Here is a 24,170-nt window from a genome sequence, read left to right on the forward strand (position 1 = left end):
CGTCGTGGGCACACGATGAACGACACAACGACGCGGAGATATCTCGCGATTGGCGGACTGAGCGCGGTGCTCTCGCTTTTCGTCCTCCCTATCGCGGGGTTCGTCTCGGTCTACACCGGCTACAAAGTACACGGACACACGAAGAACATTTACAGCTATCTGCTAGCCGGAGCGGGGTCGCTCTCGGTGCTGTTCTGGGTGGCCTTCCTGGTTCGGCTCTGACCGCGGTCGGCGGCGAGTCATCCCGCCGCCCGCGACGACCCGAAAGCGACACTTTCGTCGAACGCGAACCGCCGGGATATGACGCAGGACGGTCGCGCCGAGGAGTTGGAGCCGGCGAAGCGACGCATCATGGAGGCGACGTACAGGGCGCTACAAAAACACGGCTACGGCAACCTGACGATACAACACATCGCCGACGAGTTCGAGAACAGCAAGACGCTCCTGTACTACCATTACGACGGGAAAGACGAGCTGTTGGTCGACTTCCTCGACTACGTCCTCACGCAGTTTCTGAACAGCCTCCCTCGGGGGGACCGCACGCCCAAAGAGGAACTCGAAACGCTCGTCGACACGCTCCTCCCCGAGACGCTCTCCGAGGAGGCCTACCGGCTCCAACTGTCCATGTTCGAACTCCGGGTGAACGCCCCGCACGACGAGGGCTGTCGCGAGGAGTACCGCCACGTCGACGCCGAGCTCACGGAGCTGCTGCGGGACATCCTCGTCCGCGGCGTCGAGGCGGGCGAGTTCGACGTCAACGACCCAGAGGCCGAGGCCGAACTGTTTCTCTCGATTCTAACTGGGACGCGCGCCCGCCGGCTGACGGTGTTCAAACCCGACGAGTCAATCGAACCGCTCCGAGCGGCCATCCAGTCGCACATCGACCGCATCTCGGCGTAGTCGCCGCCGGGTCGGCCGCCCGGGTCGCGGTCGCGCCGGTTCAGGCCAGTTTACCGCCGTCGACGGGGAGCGCGTGGCCGTTGACGAACGACGCGTCTTCGGAGGCCAACCACGCGACGGCGCTCGCAATCTCCTCCGGTTCCGCCATCCGTCCGAGCGGCTGTTCCGCGGTGATGGCCTCGACCGCGCCGGGGTTCGCTTCGAGCGACCGCTCGACCATCGGGGTTCGGACGACGCCCGGACACACCGCGTTGACGCGGACGCCCTCCTCGGCGTACCGCACGGCCGCAGACTTCGTCAGTCCGACCACGCCGTGTTTGCTCGCGACGTAGGGTTCGCTCCCGTCGGCGGCGAGTCCGGCGATTGACGAGGTGTTGATAATCGCGCCGCCGTCGCCCTCCATCAGCGCCGGAAGCTCGTGTTTCATGGCGAGCCAGACGCCGGTGAGATTGATTCCGAGCACTCGGTCCCAGTTCTCCCGCGACTGCTCCGGAAGCGGGTCGTTGTCGCCCTCGATGCCCGCGTTGTTGTGCGCAATATCGAGGCCGCCGTACGTCTCGCGGGCCGTCTCCACCATCGACCGCACGTCGTCGGCGTCGGTGACGTCGACCGCGACGAACGTCGCGTCGCCGCCGTCGGCCTCGATTTCGGAGACGACCTCTCGCCCGCGCTCGGCGTCGATGTCACCGAGCACCACGTTCGCACCCTCGGCGGCGAGTCGCGTAGCGCTCGCCCGCCCGATACCGCTGCTCGCGCCGGTCACGACCGCAGTCTTGCCGTCTAATCGGTCTGCCATACGTTGTTGAATATTTTGTCAATATATAATCTATGGGGTAGGAGAACGGCGTTCGAGAATCGCTCGTCGCCGTCCGTTCCGCCGAGAGGTGAACCCTTATTCGCCCGGCGTCCGTCGGTTCCGACCATGACACCGCGACCGTCGACCTTCTCAATCGTCGCCCGCGACCCCGAACAGGACGCCGTCGGCGTGGCCGTCCAGTCGAAGTTCGTGAGCGTCGGCTCCGTCGTCCCGTTCGTCAGCGCGGACGCCGGCGCAATCGCCACCCAGAGCTTCGCGAACGTCACCTACGGCCCCGACGGATTGGACCTCCTGCGCGAGGGACACTCGGCCGAGGAAGTCGTTTCCGAACTGACCGACGCCGACGACGAGGCCCCGAGCAGGCAGGTCGGCGTCGTCGGAGCCGACGGGAGCATTGCGGCGTTCACCGGCGACGAGTGTTTCGACGTGGCCGGCGACATCCAAGGCGACCACTACACCGTTCAGGGGAACATCCTCGAAAACGAGGCGACGCTGGACGCGATGGCCGAGGCGTTCGAGACGACCGACGGCGGGCTCCCGGAACGTCTGCTCGCGGCGCTCCACGCCGGCAACGACGCCGGCGGCGACAAGCGCGGCGAGCAGTCCGCGGCGATGTATATCGCCAAGCCCGAGGGCGGTTACGACGGCGGCAACGACCGCTGGGTCGACGTGCGCGTCGACGACCACGACCACCCGATAGCCGAACTCGAACGCGTGTTCAAGCTGTACGACATCACGCTCTTGGAGCGCGAAGCGCCCGCCGAAACCATGTCGCTGTCGGGCGAGACGGCCGAAGCGGTCCTCGAAACGCTGTCGGTGCTCGGCTTCTACGACGGAACCCCGAGCGGCGAGTTCGACGACGAGGCCGTGGAGGCGCTCGAATCGTTCCGGGGCATGAACAACTTCGAGAACCACTCGCTTGCGGTCCTCGAAGACGCCATCGCCCGCGGCTGGGACGACGTTGCTGGCGGGGAGACTGCGGGCGAGGACGAGAGTGGGTGCGAGGACGGAACGACGGGAGCGGACGACGCGACGGACGAACTCGACGGGGAGACGAAGCTCATCGAGGCGATTTGGCAGGGCCTCAGCAGGCTCGACAGGAAGTAGTTCAAAATCAGTCTCGTCGGTCGGAGTGTGTTTCATTCGTCGAAGCGCGCCGGATGCGGTGGCGTTGGCGGGTCACCGCGGCGCACCGACAGGGCCGCGCGGGGGAAGGAAGTCTCGCTCAGCCGAGGAGGTACTTGAGCGCGGGGCGCTGGCGGACGAACTCCATCTTCTCGATGATGGCGTCGAGGCCGAGGATGCGGCCCGCCGCGAGCGTGCCGACGATGACGAACATCATCAGCCCGAACAGGTCGCCGTTGACCACGCCGTGGCCCCACTCGGCGTTCCCCAGGTAGAAAAACACCATCAGGACGCCGCCGAAGAAGGCGGCGAGCCGGACGAGTGCACCCACGATGAGCCCGAGACCGATGAGGAACTCGCCCCACGGAACCATGACGTTCGTGAGGTCGAGGAGCCACGGGGTCGCGGCGGCCCACGCGAAGAAGCCCTGGAGCGGCGAGGCTGCGGGGGCGTTCGCGAGGTAGCCCGCGGCGCTGAACGGCTCGCCGACGATTTTCGTCACACCGGCGTGGAGGAACCAGTAGCCGGTGATGAGGCGGGTCAACACGAGCACGTAGCCCGTGACGCCCCGCGAGTAGTCGAAGTCCATCCTGTTCCCCAGCATCTCGATTTGTGAGTTAGCGGCCATTGTCTTTCACCTAACAGATGAACGAACGGCCGCCGAGAGCATATAAAGGGGCCGTGATTTCCGAATCTAAGGAATCGAGAACGACCGAAAGAGAGCTCCTAACACTCAGCGCCGGGCGATGAGGTCGCGCGAGATGTCGGCGCGCTCGTAGACGGCTCCGTCGTGCGCGTCGGCGAACGCCTCGGCGTCGCCGTCGTCGGAAAAGGGGACGAAGTCGGGACCCATCGACCCGTTGACATCGGTTCCGACGACGTAGACGAGGTCGTCCATCGGCGCGAACGCGTCGGCGTCGAGGTGCGCGGAGATGAACGTCTGGCCGCCGTCGTCGAACAGGTCGTACTCGACAGTGCTGTAATCCGTGAGGTAGCCGCCGGCGCGATTCCACCCGTCGTCCTCGCGGTCGAGCGCGTAGGAGAACGTCTCCCAGGCGCTACAAAACCGCGCCGGGTTGTCGTGACCCTCGGGGCTGTGGTCTGCGTAGAACAGTTGCCCGGCGGGGCCGGGGTGCTGGTCGATGACCATCCCGCAGGCGTCGCACTGCTCGCCGCCGGTCAGTGCGACTGCCTCGGGAGCGTCGCCACCGCCGTCGGTTCCGAGACCGCCCAGACACCCTGCGGTGGCGGCGACGCCCGCGACACCGACGGCAGACAACACGGTTCGACGAGCGACGGTTCGGTCGCAGTCGTGGCACATACGCCAAGCTAGTTGGGGGGTGCTCAAATGGTGATTGGTGCGGAAAACGAACCAAGCGCCGGACGTGTGGTCAGCCCGTCACGTTCCGTCCGAGTCGATGACGCCGTGGCTCGGCACAGTCGCCACGGGGTCCGCGGTCCGCGCCCCCGGCGACGCGTCGCGCGTACGTCAGTCGGAGCCCGCCGAATCGGTCGTCGTTCGGTCCGTCGACCGCGTCACGAACTCGAACCGCGCGCCGCCCTCGGCCGGCTCGATGAGCGAGACGGACCAGCCGTGCGCATCGGCGATGTCGCGGACGATTGCGAGACCGTAGCCGGTTCCCCGCGGCATCGTGGTGTAGCCGTGGTCGAAGACCTGCTCGCGGCGCGTCTCGGGGACACCGACGCCGTTGTCCGCGACGTAGAAGCCGGCGCGGTCGTCGAGCGCGCCGACGCGGACGGCGAGCGGGTCGTCGGGCGGCGTGTCGCCATCCGCGGGGTCGTCGGGGGTATCCCGACGGCTCGTCGAGCCGTGTTCCACAGCATTCCGAAACAGGTTCTCGAAGAGCCTGAGCAGGCGGCCGTCGTCGCCCTCGACGACGAACAGTTCCTCGCGGACGAGCGTCGCGTCACCGGTGTCGACGAAGCGCCACGCGTGGTCGACGACGCGCGCGAGGTCGACGGGTTTGGCGTCGACGACGGGCGTCCGCTGCCGGGCGAGGTCAAGGACCTCCTCGACCAGTTCGGACATACGGTCGACCGCGTTGGCGGCGCGTTCGAGGTGCGCCCGCTCGCCCGACTCCATCCCGAGGTCGAAGTAGCCGGTGGCGACCGCGAGGGGGTTACGGAGGTCGTGGGCGACGATGGAGACGAAGTCGTCGAGCCGCTCGTTGGCCGCCGCGAGGTCGGCCTCGCGGTTCCGAAGCTCCTGTTCGCGGACGGTCCCCGAGAGCGCGGAGGTGACCGTCGAACCGAGGAGTTCGAGCAGGTCCTCGTCGACGTCGAGGAACGCGCCGTCGTCGTCGGTCGAAACGACGAGCAGGCCGTGGCTCCCGAGCGGGACGCGCAGGACCGACTTCCCGTCCGACTCGGGGGGGAGAAGCCGGTCGTCGACGTCGGCCGCGTCGACCCGGCTAACGGCGTCGGACTCGAAGCCGCCGGGGGCGGTCTCGATTGGCGTCTCCGAGTCGAACTGCTCCGCGGTCGAGGCGGCCGGCGACAGGGCACCGCGGTCGTCGGCGAGCCAGACGGCGGCCGCGGCGTCGGGCACGAGTTCGGGGACGATATCGACCGCGAGCGCCGCGACCTCCTCGACGCTCTCGGTGAGGATGAGGTCCTGCGTGACCGCTTGCAGGGTCCGGAGGCCGTCTTCGAGCCGCGCGCGGTTTGTGACGTCGATGGCGACGCCGAGGAGCTTCGACACCTCGCCGTCGTCGAAGACGGGCCGGTACCACGCGTCGTACACCGCGCCGCGGTACTCGATGCGGGTGTCGACCGCCTCGCCCGACAGGCCGCGGGCGATGGCGTCGGTGGCCGCGGGTGTGTCGTCGTAGAGGTCGAACGCGGAGCGACCGACGACCTCGCCGGGTTCGCGGCCGAGCGACTCCAGTCCGGCCCCTTCGGACATGGTGAACACGCCCTCGGCGTCGAACGCCGAGAGGATGACCGGGAGGTTCTGCAACACCGTTTCGAGGCGCTGGTTGGTCGATTCGAGGGCCTGCAAGTAGCGCTTCCGCGTCGTCACGTCGCGGAAGTAGACCGACAGCCCCGACGGCGAGGGGTACGCGCGGACCTCGAACCAGCCGTCGTACGGCTCGGAGTACGTCTCGAACGTCACCGACTCTTGGGTCCGCATCGCCTCGTGGTACTTCTCGTACAGTTCGGCGCTGTCGGGCGACGGAACGAGGTCCCAGATTCGCTCGCCGAGTTCGGGCTCTCTGACCTCGTTGAAGACGTCTCGCGCGCGGTCGTTGAGGTAGACGAAACGCCAGTCGGTGTCGAGCGCGAAGAAGGCGTCAGTCATGCGTTCGAGCAGTTCGCCGCGCTGGGTGGTGGCGACCTCGCGGTCGGTCACGTCCCGCGGGATGCCGACGACGCCGGTCACCGTCTCACCGTCGCCGGCCGGCGAAAGCGAGAGTTCGAACAGCCGCGAGACGCCGCCGGCGTCGACGAATCGAACATCGAGGCGTTCGGTGACGCCCTCCGAGAGGACTCGCGAGACGGCGTCGCGGTAGCGCTCGTACTCGTCGGCGGGGAACAGCCCGGCGTCGACGAGCGACTCGAACCGCTCGCCTCGGAGCGTCTCGGACGCGCGCCCCGTTATCGCCTCGATTCGGGGGTTCACGTACTCGACGCGGCAGTCCTCGTCGAGGACGAACGCGCCGTCTTCCATCGCCTCGACGATGACGCGGTAGCTCCGCGTCTCGGCGGGGCGGTCGTCGGCGTCCCGGTCTAAGACCCCCCGGACCGACTCGACGAGGGCCGCGTGGGAGTCGTCGGTCTCGTCGCGGACCAGGTAGTCGTCGACACCGAGCGAGACGGCGCGGGCGGCGAGCGCCTCGTCGCCGGCGGCGGCGTAGACGACCACCGGAGGCCCGACGCGAGCGTCGCCGGCGGCGGTGACGAGCGCGTCGAGGTCGAGACCGTCAGGGAGGTCGGCGGCGGCGACGAGACAGGAGACAGTGCGCTCAGCGAGTGCCGAGCGCGCGGCCGCGGCGCTCTCGGCGCGCTCGACCGGGCGCTCGAAGGCGTCCCGGAGCGTCGAGACGACCGGACCGGAGACAACGCCGTCGGCCGCGACGTAGAGAATCGCGCCGACGGAGGTGCCCCCAGCACTCGGGGGAAACATGTTAGAGACGAGATATGCAGAGAGCCAATAATCTTGCGGGCGAAGCGGCCGGACCGCCGGAGGAGACGGCGGTGGGACGAGACGGGCGTCGGGTCGTCGAATCGCAGAGTCGCCGTCAGCAGTTATCCCTGCCCGACCATCCGCTCTTCGTCGTCCCACTCGCGCTTGCGGAGTTCGTACTTCTGAATCTTGCCGGTCGCCGTCTTGGGAATCTCCGCGACGAACTCGAACTCGCGGATGGCCTTGTAGCCCGCGAGGCGGTCGCGGGTGTACGCGGTCAGTTCCTCGGCGGTGACGCCGGGGTTCTCCACGTCGCCGTTCGCGGGGACGACGAACGCCTTCGGCGTCTCGCCCCATTTCTCGGACGGCGCGGGGATAACCGCCACGTCACCGACGGCGTCGTGGTCGAACAGCGCGTCCTCCAGTTCGACCGAGGAGATGTTCTCCCCGCCGGAGATGATGATGTCCTTCTTGCGGTCCTGAATCGCTATCATGCCGTCTTCGTTGACGACCGCGAGGTCGCCGGTGTGGTACCAGCCTTCGAGGCGGTCGTTGAACGCGTCGTGGGTCTCGTCGGGCTTGTTCCAGTACTTCTCCATCACCTGATTGCCGCGGACGACCACCTCACCGATAGTGGCGTCGCCGCGCGGGACCTGTTCGCCGTCGTCGTCGACGACGCGCAGGTCGGTCCCGAGCGGGGCGACGCCCTGCCGCTGTTTGAGCGAGAAGCGCAGGCCGCCCTCGTCGGGGATGAGGCGGTTCGCGTCCGAGGTGGCGATGAGCGGGCCGGTCTCGGTCGCGCCGTACAGTTGGGTGAACTCCCAGCCGAACTCGGACTCGGTGTGGCGAATCGTCGCGCTCGGGGCGGCGCTCCCGGCGGCGGTCACGCGAACCGGGTTGTCGCCGGCGTACGCCGGGTCGTGTTCCTCGGCGTACTCCCGGAGGATGGATAGCACGGTCGGCGCGCAGCAGAAGAAGGACACGTCTTCCTCGGTGATGGCGTCGAACACGGCCTCAGCCTCCACCCCGCGGGTGCAGACGTGTTTCGCGCCGCGGCCGGTGACGGCGTAGATGTGGCCCCAGCCGTTGACGTGGAACATCGGGAGCGTCCAGAGATACACGTCGTCGTCCCCGATGTGGTGGTGAATCGTCACCAATTGGGCGTGGAGCGACTCGGTCCGGTGGGTGCGGCAGACGCCCTTCGGGTCGCCGGTCGTCCCCGAGGTGTAGTTGATAGTGATGAGTTCGTCCTCGGACATCTCGGGGCGCTCGTAGTCGTCGGCGTCGGCCTCGTCGAGGAACGCCTCGAAGTCGAGCCAGTCGCCGTCGACGGCGGCGGGGTCGTTCGTCACGAACACCTCGGCGGGCACGTCGTCGCGGACGGCCTCGATTTTCCCCGCGTACTGGTAGTCGGCGTAGACCACGGTCGCGCCGGAATCCGACAGCAGGTACTCGTAATCATCGGTCGTGAGGCGGTAGTTCAGCGGGACGTGGAGCGCGCCGCACTGCATCGCGCCGAAGGCCGCTTCGAGATGGTAGTGCGTGTTGGGGTCGAGCACCGCGACTCTGTCGCCTTTCTCGACGCCGCGGGATTGCAGCGCCGCCGAAAATCTGTCCACCCGCTCACCGAACTCCGCGTAGGTGAAGCGCTCGCCGTCGACGCCGACGACGGCCTCGTAATCGCCGTAGTACGTCCGGGCCCGGTCGAGAAAGTCCGTCACGAGTAACTGTTTCTTCATTCGTGATAGACCGGGCGGGCGAGTGAACTAAACGCACCACTTCCGGCAACATTTCACGCGGCCGACGTGAGCACCACAGTATGACGGGGAACGTCGTTGAGGGGGTCGAACGCGCCGCCCGGACGCGGCGGGGGCGCGCCCAGCCGACGGCGAAACGAACACCTTTGAACCGCGCGGCCCTGACTCCCGGCAGATGACGACGCCGACCCTCCTCGTCGCGGGGACCGCGAGCCACGTTGGCAAGAGCACCGTCGCCGCCGGGCTCTGTCGCCTGTTCGACGACCGCGGCCTGTCGGTCGCGCCGTTCAAGGCCCAGAACATGAGCAACAACGCCCGAGCGGTGGCGACCGCCGACGGCGACGGCTTCGGGGAAATCGGCGTCTCGCAGTACGTGCAGGCCCGTGCCGCGCGGGTCGCGCCGACGACCGACCACAACCCCGTCTTGCTCAAGCCCCACGGCGACGGGGCGTCGCAACTGGTCGTCCACGGCCGGGCGGCCGGCCTCAACACCGCGAGCGACTACTACGCGACCCACTGGGAGGACGCCCGCAAGGCGGCGGTCGAATCGCACCGTCGGCTGGCGAGCGAGGCGGACGTGGTCGTCGCCGAGGGGGCCGGCTCCATCGCCGAGATAAACCTCCACGACCGCGACTTGGCGAACATCGAGACCGCCCGCTTCTCCGACGCCGACGTCCTCCTCGCGGCCGACATCGAGCGCGGCGGCGTCTTCGCCAGCCTGCTGGGGACGCTCGAACTCCTCCCCGAGGACGTGCGCGACCGCGTCGTCGGCGCGGTCATCACGAAGTTCCGCGGCGACCCGAGCCTCCTCGAACCGGGGGTCGACGCCATCGAGGAGCGAACCGGCGTGCCCGTCCTCGGCGTGCTTCCCTACGACGACCCCGGCCTCCCGGAGGAGGACAGCCTCGCGCTCCCCGCGGCAGGCGAGCGCGCCACCGTCGGCGACGACGACGGCGTCGCGGCCGAGCACGCGGTCACCATCGGCGTGCCGCGACTCCCGCGCATCTCGAACGCGACGGACTTCGGCCCGCTGTCCGAGACGCCGGGCGTCCGGGTCGCCTACCTCCCGCTCGACGCGACGCTCGACGGGGTCGACGGGGTGGTCCTCCCCGGAAGCAAGAACACGGTCGACGACCTGCTCGCACTCCGCGACGCCGGCTTCGACGACGAACTCGCCGGCTTCGACGGCCCGGTCGTCGGCATCTGCGGCGGCTACCAACTGCTCGGCGAGCGTATCGAAAACGCCGACATCGAGGGCTCGGGAGACGACGAGACGGTCGCAGGACTCGGTCTCTTGCCGATAGTCACGCGATTCTCCCGCGACAAGCGGGTCGAACCCGTCTCCGTCGAGTTCGACGGGGCGGGACCGTTGGCCGGCGCGACGGGGACCGTCGACGGCTACGAGATACACATGGGCGACAGCCGCATCGTCGGCGGTGCGACCCCCGTTTCGGGCGACGGCGCGGCGCTCGGGAGCGTCGCGGGGACGTACATCCACGACCTGTTCGCCAACGACGCGCCGCGGAACGCGTTCGTGGACGCCATCTACGAGTCGGCCGGGCGCGACCGGCCGGCGACGACGACGGGGACGGCGGGAGCCGACGCGGACGCCGACGAACCGGGTGCCGGCGACCCCTACGACCGCGCCGCCGCGCTCGTCGCCGACAACCTCGACGTGGCGGCGCTCTGTGACTCGCTCGGACTAGAAGAGTAGGGGAGCGTCGAGACGACGAGCCAGCCGATTAGTGACCGGCCGCCGACCCGGCGTCGGCGAGCCTGAACTGCCCGAACCGACCCACGAGGACGACCGCTCCGGCGATGACGGTGAGCGCGCCGAGCAGGAACGGAACCGTCGCGCCGTACTGCGGGCCGAGGTAGCCCGCGGTGATGGGCGCGAACGCGCCGCCGACGAATCGGAGGCTGTTGAACGCGCCCGAGGCGACCGACCGGCCGTGCGAGGAGATGCCCATCGCCAGCGTGGTCAGGTTCGCGTTCAGGACGCCGCAGAAGAGTCCGCCGACGACGACGAGCGCGGCGAGCGCGGCGGTGTCGCCGTTCGAGAGCCACATCAGACACAGCGTCGCCGCGAAGGCGACGAGCGCGCCGACGGTGACTTCGGGCGTCCCGAACAGCCCGTTCAGCCGCGAGGAGAGGACGGCGGAGCCGACGACGACAAACAGGCCCCAGCCGAAGAACACGAGGCCGATTTGGAACGCGCCGAGGCCGAGGACGAGCGGCGTGTACGCGAGGAGCGTGAAGAAGCCGAAGGTGTAGAGCAGTCCGACGGCGGCGTTCGTGAGCACGCCCGGGTGTCGGTACGTTCCGAGCACGTCGCGGAGTCCCTGTCTATGCTCTGCTTCCGGTTCGTCGACCGTGAGGACGACGAGGGCGAACGCGACGACCATCAGGGCGCTCGCGCCCGCGAAGGGCATCCGCCACGACTGCGCTCCCAGCACGCCGCCGAGGAGCGGGCCGCAGGCGATACCGAAGCCGAGGGCGGCCTCGTAGAGCGTAATCGCGCCTCTGGTGTTCGCGGCCACGCCGACGATGATGGCGAGCGCGGTCGTGGTGAAAAGCGCGTTCCCCAGCCCCCAGAAGCCGCGGAGCACCGCGAGCGATTCGATGGTGGAGACGAGGGCGCACGCCCCCGCGAAGACGGCGACGGTGGCGAGACCCAAGAGGAGCGTCCGCTTGCTCCCGATTCGCGTGGCGAGCGCGCCCGCAATCAGGTTCGCAAGCCCCATGACGAGCAGATAGCTCGTGAACAGGAGTTCGACCATGAAATGCGAGGCCCCCAGTTCGCGGGCGATGCCCGGAAGAATCGGGTCAACGACGCCGATGCCGAGAAAGGAGACGAACGTTGCGAGTGCCGTTGCGAGAACGGCCGGGTGGAAATCACGAAGACCCATGTCGTGTCGGAACGCCAGCCGACGGATTAATCTATCGACTATATTATACGTGTGTGTCTCTCGTACCGTGGTACGCTAGTCACAAACGCTGCGGCAACACTCTCCGGGAGAAGAACCACAGCAGTCGATAGAAACGATTTCTGATACGTATGCGCTCTCGGTCGAATCGAAAAAAGCGACGACCACACCAGCACCGACCGCACCAGCACCGACGCGTCCGGGAGTCGGCGCAGGTAATCGTCGTTTCGGACGGTCGCCAAGAGCCACGGGCGAACACCTTCGAAACCGGGACGCCACCGCCGTCAGTCCCAGCCGGTGACACGCGCGTAACCACCTGACATCGCCGTCAGCGAGCGTTTAACATCCGATAGGCGCTACACGTTGTCGTCGGAGCACCCATCGACTCCACCACCACACTCACACATGTCTCAACAGAAATCCGACTACGTAGACGACGCCGACATCGACGCCGACCTCGACCAGCTTCCCGACGACGAGACCGTCGAAGCGACCGTCGAGAACCTCGAAGCGAGCGGGTTCGACGTCGTCGTCGTCGACACGGCCGACGAGGCGCTCGAAGCCGTGCAGTCGCACATCCCCGCCGGCGTCTCCGTGATGAACGGCCACTCGACCACCCTCGAAGAAATCGGGTTCGACGACTACCTTAGCGAGGGCGACCACGAGTGGGAGAGCCTGCCGGATCAGATTTGGGGCATCGACGACGACGCGGAGCGACAGGCCGCCCGCCGCGACTCCCAGACCGCCGACTACTTCCTCGGCGGCATCAACGCCATCGCCCAAACCGGCGAACTCGTCGCCGCGGACCTCTCGGGGAGTCGCATCGGCGCGTACCCCTTCGCCGCCAGCAACGTCGTCATCGTCAGCGGTATCAACAAAATCGTCCCGACGCTCGACGACGCGCTGGACCGCCTCGAATCCGTCGCGTACCCCCTCGAAAACGAGCGCGCGAAGGAGGCCTACGGCGCCGAGTCCATGATTGCGAAACAGCTCATCTTCCGGCAGGAAGTCGAGGAGGGCCGCACCACCGTCGTCCTCATCCGCGAGCAACTGGGCTACTAAGTCCGACTCGCCGTTCCCTCGACACGTTCCCACGCTCCTCCGGGGAGCTTCCTGCGCCCGGGCAATCCATCACCACCACACCGGGCACCCCACCACAATTCCCCCGGAATCCACCGTTTTACGCGTCCTGCGTCCCACACCGGAGTGGCGACTGTCGCCAACGAGAGACGACGAAAGGCATCTAGAGACGACGAGAGACGACGAAAGGCATCTAGAGACGACGAGAGACGACGAAACAACCCGAGCCGCGGAGGTCTCGTGAGTGTCACGGACGACGATATATCGAACCGTAGAAATGTTCTTGGGACTGGAGCCGCATCGTCGTGTATGGCCGAATCCGCACACCTGCTCGGTACGTTCGACGAAGAAGACTGCACCTACTGCGACGGCGACCTTGTGACGGGAAGTTACAAAGACAACGACGCCATCGTCTGCGACGACTGCGGCACGCCCGCGGTCCAACTCTGGTAAGGCCTCGAACGAGGTCGAGCGAGTCGGCCGTCGGCGTCAGCGGTGGCGAAGACGGACGACTCAGTCGCCGGTGACGATGCCGGCGACGCGCTCGCGGTCGAACAACCGCTCGCCCTCGGGAATCACGGGATACGCACCGCCGTCGTACGCCGGCCACGCGCCGAAGCGGTCGGGGTAGAGCTGTTTCGCCGTCATCTCGGTCTGGAACAGGTTCATAATCGGCCCCTGCACCGGGGTTCCCGAGGGGTAGACGCGGTCGTTTCGGACCGCGCTGAGTTCGCCCCCGACGGGGTGGTTTTCGAGGGTCTCGCGAATCGACGCCACGTCGTAGTACGAGTCGATACCGTAGCTGTGGAGCAGCACGTCGGGGTCGATTTCGAGCATCGCCTCGAAGTCGTAGGAGGTCTCGAACGTCACGTCGCCGGCCGCGAACGCGTCGGTGACGCCGAGCGGGCGGATGTGCGAGGTCGCGAAGCCGGGTGCGTCGATTTTCGTCGGATAGAACGCCTCGTCCATGTAGATGACGACCCCGACGCTCGGTCGCTCCGACTCGGGGGGGAGGTCCGACCGAATCGTGTCGAGGAGGTCGCTGTGGACCGCTTCGAGCGCCGCGTAGCGGTCTTCCTCCCGGAACACCTGCCCGACGTTCTCGACGATTTCCCAGAGCGTGTAGTACTGGTAGTCGTCGGCGTACGGCTCTGGCGGCCGGGCGTGGGTACGGCTGTAAGCGTTACCGAACCACGGCGCGACCTGCTCGCGAATCTCCTCGACGTCCGACTGGTCCCAGCCGTCGAAGCTGGCCACGAGCGCCGGGTCGACGAGGTGGAGGTCGGAGTCGAGTTCGTAGACGAGTTCCTTGTCGATGTTGACGCTCCCCGACCCCGAGTTGAGCTGCGCGAGGTCGCTCCGGTCGAACGAGACGCCGTCGAGGCGCTCGTAGTAGGCGTCGAGCGTCCGGCCGCCGGCGTCGCTGTCGAAGCCGAGGGAGTTCACCGCGTCGCCGTGGCCGAAGGCGACCGCGGCGTCGGCGTAGACGAGGTTGTACACCATCACATTCTCCGGGACCGACTCGAACGTCACGTCGCCGGCCGGCGACATCGACACCGTGTAGCCGGCGGCGTCGCCGTCGGCGGCCGTCGTCGCGGCCGTCTCGGTCGCATCCGTCGACGACTCCGCGTCGTTCTGTCCGGCACAGCCGGCTAACAGACCGCCCGCGAGCAGCGCGCCGCCGCCCTTGAGGCACGCGCGGCGCGTGGGCGTCGCCCGGTCGGTGAGGTCCTGATCCATGCGTTTGGGCAATCCTAAACGGATAAATCCGTTTCGGAGTTTCGGCGTGCCTAAATCGGTACGTCTATATGTATTAGGTCGCCCTAAAAGCACGATGACAGACAGCGACGGACCAACGCGCAGGAAGTTCTTGACCTACGGCGGTTCGGTCGCCGCCGGCGGATTGCTCGCCGGCTGTACCGGTTCGTCCGAGTCGGACGCGACGGCGACGGACGCGGCCGCGACGGATACCACCGCGACCGCCGACGCGACGGCGACGAGCGAGTCGACCGCGGAGTCGACGGCCGACGGCAGTTCGTACACGGTGTCGATGGCACCGATGGGCGACGTGACGTTCGAGGGCGTCCCCGAGAGCATCTTCACGCGGCTAACCCACCACGCGGGGATGGCGTTCGCGCTCGGCCACGGCGACGCCGTCAACGCGATGCACGCCCCCGACTACTACGACGCGCTGTGGAACCAGTTCACGCCGCGTCTCCCCGGCGTCGAACTCGACTGGACCGGCCTGTACTCGTCGTGGGAGCCGTCGAAAGAGCGGCTCTACGAACTCGACAGCGACGTGCATCTGGCCGACCCCGCCAGCGTCTCCGCGCTCGGCAGTTGGAGTCAGGCCGACCTCGACGAAATCGAGGAGAACATCAGTCCGTGGTTCGGCAACAGCTTCAGCGCGCGGCACCAAGCGCCGCCGACCGAGTGGGTCGACGCCTACGAATACTACGGCCTCTGGGAGATATTCGCCAAGGTCGCACAGGTGCTCCAAGCGGAGGCGAAGTACGAGGCGCTCGCCGCGGTCCACGAGGAACTGCTCGCGACGATTGCGGCGGACCTCCCCGCGGAAGAAGACCGGCCGACCGCCGTGCTTCTCGGCCCGAGCGACCTGGAGTCCATCTACGCCTACAACCTGAGCACGCCCGGATTCCTGACCGCCCACACCCGCCCGCTGAAGCCGGTCAGCGCGTTCGGCGACGACGTCGAGTCCGGGTCGACCGTCGACTTCGAAACGCTCCTCGAAGCCGACCCCGACGTGATTCTCACGCTCGGCGGGATGCACCCGAACACGAGCATGCCCGACATCCGGACGGGATTCCAGGACGACCCCGTCGGAGCCGAGATTTCGGCCGTGAAGAACGACCGCATCTACGCGCAGGGCGGCCGCTACCAGGGACCGATACTCAATCTGTTCCAGTTGGAGATGACCGCGAAACAGCTCTCCCCCGACCGCTTCGGCGCGTGGCCCCAGTACAGCGAGGGACCGTACCCCGAGATTCCCGAGGAGGAACAGCTGTTCGACCGGCAGCGCGTCGCCGACATCATCAACGGGAACCTCTGAGCCGGCGACCGGCGGTACTGGCGCGCCCGCTCAGCCGGAGAGCCCGGCGTCCGCGATGGCCGCGCGAATCGCGCCGAACCGAACGAGGTCGGCCGCAGTCTCCAGTTCGCCGTCGAGCCGGCGGTCCTCGTCCAGCGGCGGAACCACGGACCGAATCGCGTCGCGGACGGCCCCAGTGCCGGTCCCGAGTTCGAGGCCCTCGTCGAGGAACTCGGCGGCTTGCGACCCACAGAGGAGTTCGACGCCGACGATGGTCGCGACGTTCTCGGCGACCGTGCGGGCGTTGAGGGCGCTCTGGCCGCTCATGCTCACGTGGTCTTCCTGCCCGCCGCTGACGGGCGTCGAGTCGATAGAGGGGCGACCGAGCGACCGACACTCGTTGAGGAGCGCCGCGGCGGTGTACTGCGCAATCATGTAGCCGGAGCGGAGCCCGCTGCGTTCGGTCAGGAACGGCGGGAGATACGACTCCTGTACGTCGGGGTTGAGCATCCGGTCGGTCCGGCGCTCGGAGATGGCCGCGAGTTCGGTCAGCGCGCCGGCGGCGTAGTCGAGGCGGAGCGCCAGCGGTTCGCCGTGGAAGTTGCCGGCGGAGACGACGGCGGCCACGTCGGTGCCGGGCGCGCGCTCGTCCACCGCGCCCGCCGGGAAGACGAGCGGGTTGTCGGTGACGCTGTTGAGTTCGACCTCGACGGCCTCGCGGAGGTGCGAGACGGCGTCTCTGACCGCGCCGTGGACCTGCGGGAGACAGCGAATCGAGTAGGCGTCCTGCACGCGCTCGCAGTCCTTGTGCGATTCGAGGACGGTCGAGCCGGCGGTGAGGCGGCGAATCGCGGCCGCGCTCTCTTGCTGGCCGGGGTGAGGACGAACCTCGTGGATGGCGGGGTCACAGTTCGCCGTGGTTCCCATCGTGACTTCGGTCGCGAGCGCGCCCGCGGCGTCGGCGGCCTCGATTGTTCGCTCGGCGTCGACGACGAACAGCGCGGCGAGGCCGACCGTCAGTTGCGTCCCGTTGATGAGCGCGAGACCTTCTTTGGAGGCGAGCGTTACCGGCTCCAAACCGACCGCTCGCAGGGCTTCGTCGCCCGGCAGTCGCTCGCCGCCGACGCGGGCTTCGCCCTCGCCGATGAGGACGAGCGCCATGTGCGCGAGGGGTGCGAGGTCGCCGCTCGCGCCGAGGCTCCCGCGGGAGCGGACGACCGGCTGGACGCCCTCGTTGAGCATCGAGACGAGCAGGTCGACAACCGAGGGTCGGATACCCGAAAAGCCCTTTACGAGCGTGTTGGCCCGACTGACCATCATCGACCGGACCTCCTCGCGGGTGAGTTCGCGGCCCGCGCCGGCGGCGTGGCTCCGGACGAGATTCGTCTGGAGGCGCTCGATGTCCTCGCGGTCGATGTGCGTCTCGACGAGGTGGCCGAAGCCGGTGTTGACGCCGTACACCGGTTCGCCGGAGTCGAGGACGGATTCGACGCGCTCGCGCGACTCGCGCATCCGCTCTCGCGACTCGGCGGCGAGTTCGACGGGTGCGTCGTGGCGTGAAACGGCGGCCACGTCCTCCGGCGTCAGCGACTCGCCGTCGAGGACGACCGAGTCGGGGAGGCCTGCGCGGTCACTCACGGGCGACCACCCCCGATTTCAGCACGGTCGAAACGGGGTTCGTGTCGAACCGGTACGAGAGGTGTGACGCGGTCGGCACGTCGAGCACGACGGCGTCGGCGGGAGCCCCGGTGCGGAGCGTGCCCGTGCCGTCGTCGCGGTCGAGCGCACCCGCGGCGGCGCTCGTGACGCCGCGGATGGCCTCGTGTGGAGTCATTCGCATCCCGACGCTGGCGAGAGTGGCGACGAAACTCATGCTTCGAGCGAAGCAGTTCGGGTTGAAATCGGTGGCGAGCGCGACCTCGTGGCCCGCGTCGAGGAAGGCGCGGGCGTCGGCGTAGTCGGCTCCGAGACCGAACGCCGTGCCCGGGAGCAGCACGGGCGTGACGCCGGCGTCGACGAGCGTGTCTCGGCCCTCGTCGTCGGTGTGGAGTAGGTGGTCCGCGCTGGCCGCACCGACCGAGGCCGCCACGTCGGTGCCGCCGATGGCGGCGAACTCGTCGGCGTGAATCTTCGGCGTGAGGCCGTGGTCGCGGCCCGCGTCCAGAATCCGACGGGACTGCTCGGCGGTGAACACGCCGCGCTCGCAGAACACGTCGCAGAACTCGGCGATACCCTGCGCTGCGACTGCCGGGAGTTGGTCGGAGACGACCGACTCGGTGTACTCCTCAGCGTCCGCGCCGCGCGGAACGGCGTGCGCGCCCATGAACGTCGGAATCACGTCCACCGGGTGGTCCGAGCCGGCCGCGTCGATGACCGAGAGCATCCGCAGTTCGGTCTCGGTGTCGAGGCCGTAGCCGGTCTTCACCTCGACCGTCGTCGTCCCGTGGGCGAGCATCGCGTCGAGGTGGTCGGCGAGGGTCACCGCCAACTCGTCGTCGGAGACCCCGCGGACCGCGTCGACGGTGCGGAGGATGCCGCCGCCGTCGGCGAGAATGTCCTCGTAGGTCGCGCCCTGCAACTTCGCCACGAACTCGTCGGAGCGGTCGCCCGCAAAGAGCGCGTGGGTGTGCGGGTCGACGAAGCCCGGGAGAACCGTCTTGTCGGTCGCGTCGATGGCCGTCTCGGCGTCTTCGACCGGGTAGTCCGCGAGTACTTCGGCCGTGGGGCCGACGGCGACGACTTCGCCGTCGAGCGCGGCGAACGCGGCGTCTTCGAGGACGACGACGCCGGTTCCCTCGTCGGGGCCGACGACCAGTTCGGCCGCGTCGTGGACGACCGTGAGGCCGGCCGTGGAGCCTGCGTCAGTCACGAGACACCACCCCCGCGAGGAAGTGGGCGACCGCGCGGGCGGCCGCGCTGACGGTTCGGCCGTCCTCGTCGTCCAGCGGCGGCGCGCACTCCACGACCTCGAAGCCGACGACGCGGGGGGCGGCCGCGACGCGGCGGAGCATCGAGAACAGTTCGCGGGTGGTGACGCCGCCGGGGGTCGGCGCACTCGCGCCCGGCGCGGCCGTCTGGTCCAACACGTCCACGTCGAGGCTGACGAAGACGCGGTCGCAGGCGGCGACGGCGTCGAGGGCGAAATCGGCTGTCTCGACGGGGTCGCGGCCGACCTCGTCGGCGGTGAGGATGGTGCCGCCCGACTCGCGCAGGAAGTCGGCGTAGGCCGTCGAGGTCTCGAAGTGGCGCGCGCCGACCACGGCGAGGCGGTCGAGTCCGGCGTCGAACAGTTGGCGGTAGGGCGTCCCGCTCGTCGGGCCGTCGGCGGGGGCGCGGCAGTCGAGGTGGGCGTCGAAGCTCACGACGCCGACCGAGTCGTCGCCGCCGAGAAGCGGCGTGACGTTCCCGACCGACAGGGAGTTGTCGCCGCCGAGGAAGACCGGGAGCGCGCCGCGCTCGTAGACGGGCGCGGCCTCGTCGGCGACGATGGCCTGCACGTCCGCGACGTGGTTCTCGGGGTCGTCCGCGTCGTTGTACGCCTTGACCGGGAGGTCGCCGAGGTCGGCGACGCCGGCGACCGGCCCCTCGTCGAAGTGGTGGGTCTTGACGCCGGCGAGGGCGCGCCGAATCGCGGCCGGGCCCTCGCGGGCACCGCGCCGACCGATGACGGCCCCGTCGTACGGTTCGCCCACGATGACGGCGCGGAAGTCGCCCGCGTCCTCGATGTCGGTCGGGGAGACGACGTGGCCGAACTGCTCGTCGTTCGGGTCCGACGACGTTCCCTCCCACGCGAGCGGGTCGGGTCGGGTCATTCGTCACCTCGGCCGGCGGATTCGCCGGTCTCGGTCGCGTGGCCGCCGTCTTCGGCCGTGCGGTCGGCGCGGTCGGCGCGCTCGGAGCGCTCGGAGCGCTCGGAGCGTTCGGTACGCGCGGCCGCGTCGTGGTCCCGCATCGGAATGCGGACGTTCGACCGGGTCGCCTCGTCCAGCGCGTCCTCGTAGCCGGCGTCGGCGTGGCGGATGACGCCCATGCCGGGGTCGGTCGTGAAGACGGCGCGGGCCTTCTTCGCCGCGAGGTCCGAGCCGTCGAGGACGACGTGGTTGTTCGCGTGGAGCGAGTTGCCGATGCCGACGCCGCCGCCGTCGTGGACGCTCACGATGTCCGCGCCCGCGGCGGTGTTGAGGAGCGCGTTCAGGATGGGCCAGTCGGCGACCGCGTCGGTGCCGTCGCGCATCGCCTCGGTCTCGCGGTACGGGCTGGCGACCGACCCGGCGTCGAGGTGGTCGCGGGTGACGACGACCGGCGCGGACACCTCGCCCGACGCGACGAGGTCGTTGATTTTCAGGGCGAATCGGGCGCGCTCCGTGAGCCCCTCGTCGTCGGTGGCGTAGCCGAGCCAGCAGACGCGCGAGGGAAGCCCCTGAAACGACACCTGCTCCTGTGCGAGGTCTATCCAGCGCATGAGCGACTCGTGTTCGGGGAAGAGCTCTCGAATCGCCTCGTCGGTGCGGTGGATGTCGGCGGGGTCGCCGGAGAGCGCGGCCCATCGGAACGGCCCGCGCCCGCGGCAGAACATCGGGCGGATGTACGCCGGGACGAAGCCCGGGAAGTCGAACGCGGTCGTCATTCCGCGGTGGTTCTGGACCTGCCCGCGGATGTTGTTGCCGTACTCGAAGGCGATTGCGCCCGCGTCCTGCAGGTCGAGGATGGCCTGCACGTGGCGCTCCATCGTGTCGAGGCTGGCGTCGACGTACTTCTCGGGGTCGTCCTCGCGGAGTCGGTCGGCCTCCGCGACGGTGTAGCCGCTCGGGTAGTAGCCTTCGAGTTCGTCGTGGGCGCTGGTCTGGTCGGTGACCACGTCCGGAATCTCGTCGCGCGCGAGCAGTTCTTCGAGCATGTCGGCGGCGTTCATCTGGACGCCGACGCTGTAGGGTTCGCCCGCGTCGATGGCCGCGTTGGCGTTTTCGAGCGCCTCGTCCAGCGAGTCAGCGAACTCCATCAGGTAGTCCGTCTCGACCCGGCGCTCGATGCGGTCGGCCTGCACCTCGGCGGCGATACAGACCCCGCGATTCATCGTCACCGCGAGGGGCTGTGCGCCGCTCATACCGCCGAGACCGCCGGTGACGACGAGCTTCCCCCGGAGGTCGGCGTCGTAGCGCTGGCGGGCGAGTTCGGCCAGCGTCTCGTAGGTTCCCTGAATGATGCCCTGCGTGCCGATGTACGCCCACGACCCGGCGGTCATCTGGCCGTACATGATTTTGCCCTCGGCCTCCAGTTCGTGGAAGTGCTCCCAGTCGTCCCAGCGGCCGACGAGGTTGGAGTTGGCGATGAGGACGCGCGGGGCGCGCTCGTGGGTCGGGAACGTCCCGACCGGCTTGCCCGACTGGACGAGGAGCGTCTCGTCGTCGTCGAGGTCGCGGAGTTCGGTGAGAATCGCGTCGTAGGCGTCCCACGAGCGGGCGGCGCGGCCGGTCCCGCCGTAAACGACGAGGTCCTCGGGGCGCTCGGCCACCTCGGGGTCGAGGTTGTTGTTGAGCATCCGGAGCGCCGCCTCCTGTCGCCACCCCTTGCACTCGATGTCCGTCCCGGTGGGCGCGCCCTGATACGCGCGCCACTCGTCGCTCGGGTCACCGAGTCGGTCCCGGCGCGCCGACGATTGCTGGTCGTGCATACCACAGAGTTCGGGCGCGACACGGGTAGCAATTCACCCACCGTGCGGTGTGGTATTTATATATCATCGCCGGACCAACGGTCCGCGTATGTACGAGGCGAGCCTCCGAATCAGAGACGACAGCGCCTACGCGGCGGCGACGGCGGGCAACGCCGCGAGCGTCGAACTGTGGTGCAACGAGCACTGCGACATGCTCCACGTCAGCGGCGAGGCCGGCAGCGACGTGCTCGACCGCGTCCGCGACACCGTCGGCGTGGCGGCGTCGGTCGAGCGCGGCGACGAGTTGGTCGTCGTCACCGCCGACTGCCTCCGCGACCACGAGATAGACCACATCGAGGGCTACGTGCGGAAACACGGCCTCCTCCTCGTGCCGCCGCTTCGCTACCGCGGCGGGGCCAAAGTGTGCCGTCTGCTCGCCGTCTCGGCCGACGACCTGACGGCGTGCTTCCGCGACCTCGTGGACAGCGGCTTCGACGTGAGCGTCGAGTCCAAACGCGCGGTGTCGTTCGCCAGCGGGAGCGGCCCGCTTTTGGCCCCCGCCGACGCGATGCCCGCGCTCACCGGCCGCCAGCGCGAGGCGCTCCGACTGGCCCACGCCGGCGGCTACTACGACCTCCCGCGCGGTATCGAGACGGCGACCATCGCCGACGAGATGGGCGTCTCGCGGCGCACCGCCGAGGAACACCTGCGCCGGGCGGAGCGAAAAGTGATGGACTCGGTCGCGCAGTACGTACTGTAAGGCTCAGTCGGCGTCGGGCGCGGCTTTCAGTTCCAGCGTGTAGCCGAACGGGTCGGTGACGTACACCGCGGGCGCGACGCCCGTCGCCCCGAGGGGTTCGAGTCGGCGGTCGATTTCGACGCCCGCCGCTTCGAGGTGGTCGCAAAGCTCGTCGATGTCGTGGGCGAACTCGATGGCGACGTGGTCGAAGGCGGTCTCAGCCGGCGGTTCGAAGTCCTCGGCCGGGCGGAGGTGGATGACGCTCGCCGGGGTGAGCCGCACGGAGATGAATGGCTTTTCGCCCGACTCGAACAGGTCGCGGTTCTCGACGTCGAAGCCGAGCGCGTCGCGGTAGAACCCGACCGCGGCGTCGAGGCCGTCGGCGGGGATGCGGAGGTTCACGTGGTCGATTGCCGTCGCGTCCATGCCCGCCCCGTCGCGGGCGAAGATGGTAAAAATTCGTGCGGCGGTCATCGGGGACGGAGAGCCGGAACCAAAAATAAACCGAGGTGAGTTTAAAACTGTGGAGATTTTAGAAATTGTAGAATTTGTAGAGATTGTGTCGTTTAGGGCGGTTTAGAAACACATTTACAAACCAAGTACCCAATGTCGGGTTCTTTGAATAAACTGTATATTGTTTATAAGACGATCAATCCCTCGGGGGAACCGCGACGCCGACAACCGGAACCGTCGTTCCGCAATCGTAACCCATTGGTAGCAGGTCGGTGTACCGTGGGTGTGAACCAACAGCCGACATCCGACGAGCGCTTGCTTGCGGGCTACCCGGGTCGGATGTTAGTCACCGTGTCGCTGGCGTGGGCGGTCCTCCAGACGGGTCGGTTTCTCTTGTCGCCGCTGCTGCCGACCATCATCGAGGAACTCCAGATAACGGAGGCGACCGCCGGCATCGCGCTGGCGCTGTTTCAGAGCGTCTACGCCATCACTCAGTACCCCGGCGGCGAGTACTCCGACCGGTGGACGCGGGCGACGCTCATCGTCCCCGGACTGAGCATCCTCGTCCTCGGCTTCCTCACGTTCGGTCTCGCCGGCGGCCTCGCGGGCTTCGTCGCCGCCGCGGTTATCACGGGACTCGGGAAGGGGCTGTTCGCCATCCCCTCGCGGGCGCTCCTCTCTGACCTGTTCGTCGAACGCCGCGGCCGGGCGCTCGGCCTCTACGCCGCCGGTACCGACCTCGGCGGCCTCGTCTCCTCGGGGCTCGCCATCCTCGCGTTGACCTACGCGACGTGGCGGACGCCGTTCCTGCCGGTCGCCGTCGTCCTCGCGGGACTCACCGTCCTCTACGCGCTCTGGTCGAGAGACGGCTACGCCGTGGGGTCGCCCGAACTCCACGTTTCGGGGACGCTCCGACGCCTCTTCGCCAGCGCGGAACAGCGCCGGACGCTCCTCGCGTTCGGGCTGTTTTACTTCATGGTCGGCGGCTTCATCAACTTCTTTCCGACCTACCTCATCGAGGCGAAGGGGTTCGACCAGCAGTTGGCGAGCGCGACGTTCGCCATCGTCTTCGCCGTCGGCATCACCATCAAACCCGTCGCCGGCGGCCTGAGCGACCGGTTCCGACGCGAATCAATCGCCGTCGTCGGGATGCTCGCGGCCGCGGGTGCACTCGCCGTCCTCTCGGCCGTGGAGGCTCGCCCGCTCATCTACGTCTCCGTCGTCGCGCTCGCGGCCGGCTACAAGACGGAGTTCCCGCTCGCGGACGCCATCATCATGGACAACGCGCCCGACGCCGACCGCGGGGCCGACCTCGGGGCCGCGCGGGCGCTGTTCCTCGGCGCGAACGCGCTGGGGCCGGCCTACGTCGGCATCGTCGCCACCTACGCGAGCTACGTCGCCGCGTTCGCGGGACTCGCGGTCTGTCTCGTCGTCTCCGCCGGGCTGCTCTACTGGGACGCGCGCAAGCGGTGAGCGGTCGTTCGGTGCGTCGAGTGCTTCGGGTGCGCGGAAGCCGTACAACGTGA

At 68.3% G+C, this 24,170-nt stretch carries 21 protein-coding genes; 9 read left to right on the top strand and 12 right to left on the bottom strand.

From position 1 onward, the window contains the following. Positions 1-15: 15 nt before the first annotated feature. A complete protein-coding gene (locus HVO_RS04275) occupies positions 16-222 on the top strand; it encodes a hypothetical protein (RefSeq protein ID WP_004040893.1) in 207 nt (68 codons plus the stop codon). 78 nt (positions 223-300) lie between these two features. After that, positions 301-900 carry a TetR/AcrR family transcriptional regulator gene (locus tag HVO_RS04280; protein ID WP_004040894.1) on the top strand — a complete coding sequence of 200 codons (600 nt, stop codon included), beginning with the start codon at positions 301-303 and terminating at the stop codon, positions 898-900. Positions 901-940: 40 nt separating this feature from the next. On the opposite strand, the gene HVO_RS04285 is transcribed toward HVO_RS04280, so the two are convergent. After that, positions 941-1,696, bottom strand: coding sequence for an SDR family NAD(P)-dependent oxidoreductase (locus HVO_RS04285; protein WP_004040895.1), 756 nt, complete (start codon positions 1,694-1,696; stop codon positions 941-943). A gap of 126 nt (positions 1,697-1,822) precedes the next feature. Here HVO_RS04285 and HVO_RS04290 point away from each other — a divergent pair, with 126 nt between their 5' ends. Continuing rightward, positions 1,823-2,824: a DUF1028 domain-containing protein gene (locus tag HVO_RS04290; protein ID WP_004040896.1), complete on the top strand. Its 1,002-nt coding sequence runs from the start codon at positions 1,823-1,825 to the stop codon at positions 2,822-2,824. 118 nt (positions 2,825-2,942) lie between these two features. Here the strand turns inward: HVO_RS04290 and HVO_RS04295 are convergent, their stop codons facing one another. The 4 genes from HVO_RS04295 to HVO_RS04310 form a co-directional block, all read right to left on the bottom strand. Then, positions 2,943-3,431: a DoxX family protein gene (locus tag HVO_RS04295; RefSeq protein ID WP_049941497.1), complete on the bottom strand. Its 489-nt coding sequence runs from the start codon at positions 3,429-3,431 to the stop codon at positions 2,943-2,945. Positions 3,432-3,575: 144 nt separating this feature from the next. Continuing rightward, positions 3,576-4,163: a nitrous oxide reductase accessory protein NosL gene (locus HVO_RS04300; RefSeq protein ID WP_004064851.1), complete on the bottom strand. Its 588-nt coding sequence runs from the start codon at positions 4,161-4,163 to the stop codon at positions 3,576-3,578. A 168-nt stretch (positions 4,164-4,331) separates the two neighbouring features. Next, the gene (locus HVO_RS04305) at positions 4,332-6,989 is read right to left on the bottom strand and encodes a PAS domain-containing sensor histidine kinase (protein WP_004040905.1); all 2,658 of its coding nucleotides are present in this window, start codon (positions 6,987-6,989) and stop codon (positions 4,332-4,334) included. A gap of 122 nt (positions 6,990-7,111) precedes the next feature. Then, on the bottom strand, positions 7,112-8,728 hold the full coding sequence (locus HVO_RS04310) for a long-chain-fatty-acid--CoA ligase (protein WP_004040907.1): 1,617 nt from the start codon (positions 8,726-8,728) through the stop codon (positions 7,112-7,114). Positions 8,729-8,921: 193 nt separating this feature from the next. On the opposite strand from HVO_RS04310, the gene HVO_RS04315 reads away from it, so the two are divergent. Continuing rightward, a complete protein-coding gene (locus HVO_RS04315) occupies positions 8,922-10,460 on the top strand; it encodes a cobyric acid synthase (protein WP_004040909.1) in 1,539 nt (512 codons plus the stop codon). Positions 10,461-10,488: 28 nt separating this feature from the next. On the opposite strand, the gene HVO_RS04320 is transcribed toward HVO_RS04315, so the two are convergent. Next, positions 10,489-11,655: an MFS transporter gene (locus tag HVO_RS04320; RefSeq protein WP_004040912.1), complete on the bottom strand. Its 1,167-nt coding sequence runs from the start codon at positions 11,653-11,655 to the stop codon at positions 10,489-10,491. Between the two features lie 423 nt (positions 11,656-12,078). On the opposite strand from HVO_RS04320, the gene HVO_RS04325 reads away from it, so the two are divergent. Together HVO_RS04325 and HVO_RS20785 are read left to right on the top strand one after the other, a co-directional pair. Next, entirely contained in the window at positions 12,079-12,735 is a 657-nt protein-coding gene (locus HVO_RS04325) for a lactate utilization protein (protein ID WP_004040913.1), read from the top strand. Positions 12,736-13,062: 327 nt separating this feature from the next. Further along, a complete protein-coding gene (locus HVO_RS20785) occupies positions 13,063-13,206 on the top strand; it encodes an HVO_A0556 family zinc finger protein (RefSeq protein WP_004040914.1) in 144 nt (47 codons plus the stop codon). A gap of 60 nt (positions 13,207-13,266) precedes the next feature. Here the strand turns inward: HVO_RS20785 and HVO_RS04330 are convergent, their stop codons facing one another. Then, a complete protein-coding gene (locus tag HVO_RS04330) occupies positions 13,267-14,493 on the bottom strand; it encodes an ABC transporter substrate-binding protein (RefSeq protein WP_004040915.1) in 1,227 nt (408 codons plus the stop codon). A gap of 94 nt (positions 14,494-14,587) precedes the next feature. Between HVO_RS04330 and HVO_RS04340 the strand changes: the two genes are divergently transcribed. Further along, positions 14,588-15,823, top strand: coding sequence for an ABC transporter substrate-binding protein (locus HVO_RS04340; protein WP_013035145.1), 1,236 nt, complete (start codon positions 14,588-14,590; stop codon positions 15,821-15,823). Between the two features lie 30 nt (positions 15,824-15,853). Here the strand turns inward: HVO_RS04340 and hutH are convergent, their stop codons facing one another. From hutH to hutU, 4 genes are read right to left on the bottom strand one after another with little or no spacing between them, the layout of a single operon-like run. Continuing rightward, on the bottom strand, positions 15,854-17,440 hold the full coding sequence (gene hutH / locus HVO_RS04345) for a histidine ammonia-lyase (RefSeq protein WP_004040918.1): 1,587 nt from the start codon (positions 17,438-17,440) through the stop codon (positions 15,854-15,856). Then, positions 17,433-18,671, bottom strand: a complete 1,239-nt coding sequence (hutI, locus tag HVO_RS04350; RefSeq protein WP_004040919.1) for an imidazolonepropionase — start codon at positions 18,669-18,671, stop codon at positions 17,433-17,435. The genes hutH and hutI overlap by 8 nt, the downstream gene beginning before the upstream one ends. Then, positions 18,664-19,614: a formimidoylglutamase gene (gene hutG / locus HVO_RS04355; protein ID WP_004040920.1), complete on the bottom strand. Its 951-nt coding sequence runs from the start codon at positions 19,612-19,614 to the stop codon at positions 18,664-18,666. Before hutG ends, hutI begins: the two co-directional genes overlap by 8 nt. Continuing rightward, positions 19,611-21,473: a urocanate hydratase gene (hutU, locus tag HVO_RS04360; RefSeq protein ID WP_004040921.1), complete on the bottom strand. Its 1,863-nt coding sequence runs from the start codon at positions 21,471-21,473 to the stop codon at positions 19,611-19,613. Before hutU ends, hutG begins: the two co-directional genes overlap by 4 nt. Before the next feature lie 88 nt (positions 21,474-21,561). On the opposite strand from hutU, the gene HVO_RS04365 reads away from it, so the two are divergent. Continuing rightward, a complete protein-coding gene (locus tag HVO_RS04365; protein ID WP_004040922.1) occupies positions 21,562-22,212 on the top strand; it encodes a helix-turn-helix domain-containing protein in 651 nt (216 codons plus the stop codon). A 3-nt stretch (positions 22,213-22,215) separates the two neighbouring features. Here HVO_RS04365 and HVO_RS04370 read toward each other — a convergent pair whose 3' ends face one another. After that, positions 22,216-22,617, bottom strand: a complete 402-nt coding sequence (locus tag HVO_RS04370; RefSeq protein ID WP_013035186.1) for a VOC family protein — start codon at positions 22,615-22,617, stop codon at positions 22,216-22,218. 366 nt (positions 22,618-22,983) lie between these two features. On the opposite strand from HVO_RS04370, the gene HVO_RS04375 reads away from it, so the two are divergent. Further along, the gene (locus HVO_RS04375; RefSeq protein ID WP_004040924.1) at positions 22,984-24,117 is read left to right on the top strand and encodes an MFS transporter; all 1,134 of its coding nucleotides are present in this window, start codon (positions 22,984-22,986) and stop codon (positions 24,115-24,117) included. Positions 24,118-24,170 lie beyond the last annotated feature (53 nt).

Source organism: Haloferax volcanii DS2, assembly GCF_000025685.1.
GTDB classification, from domain to species: Archaea; Halobacteriota; Halobacteria; order Halobacteriales; family Haloferacaceae; genus Haloferax; species Haloferax volcanii.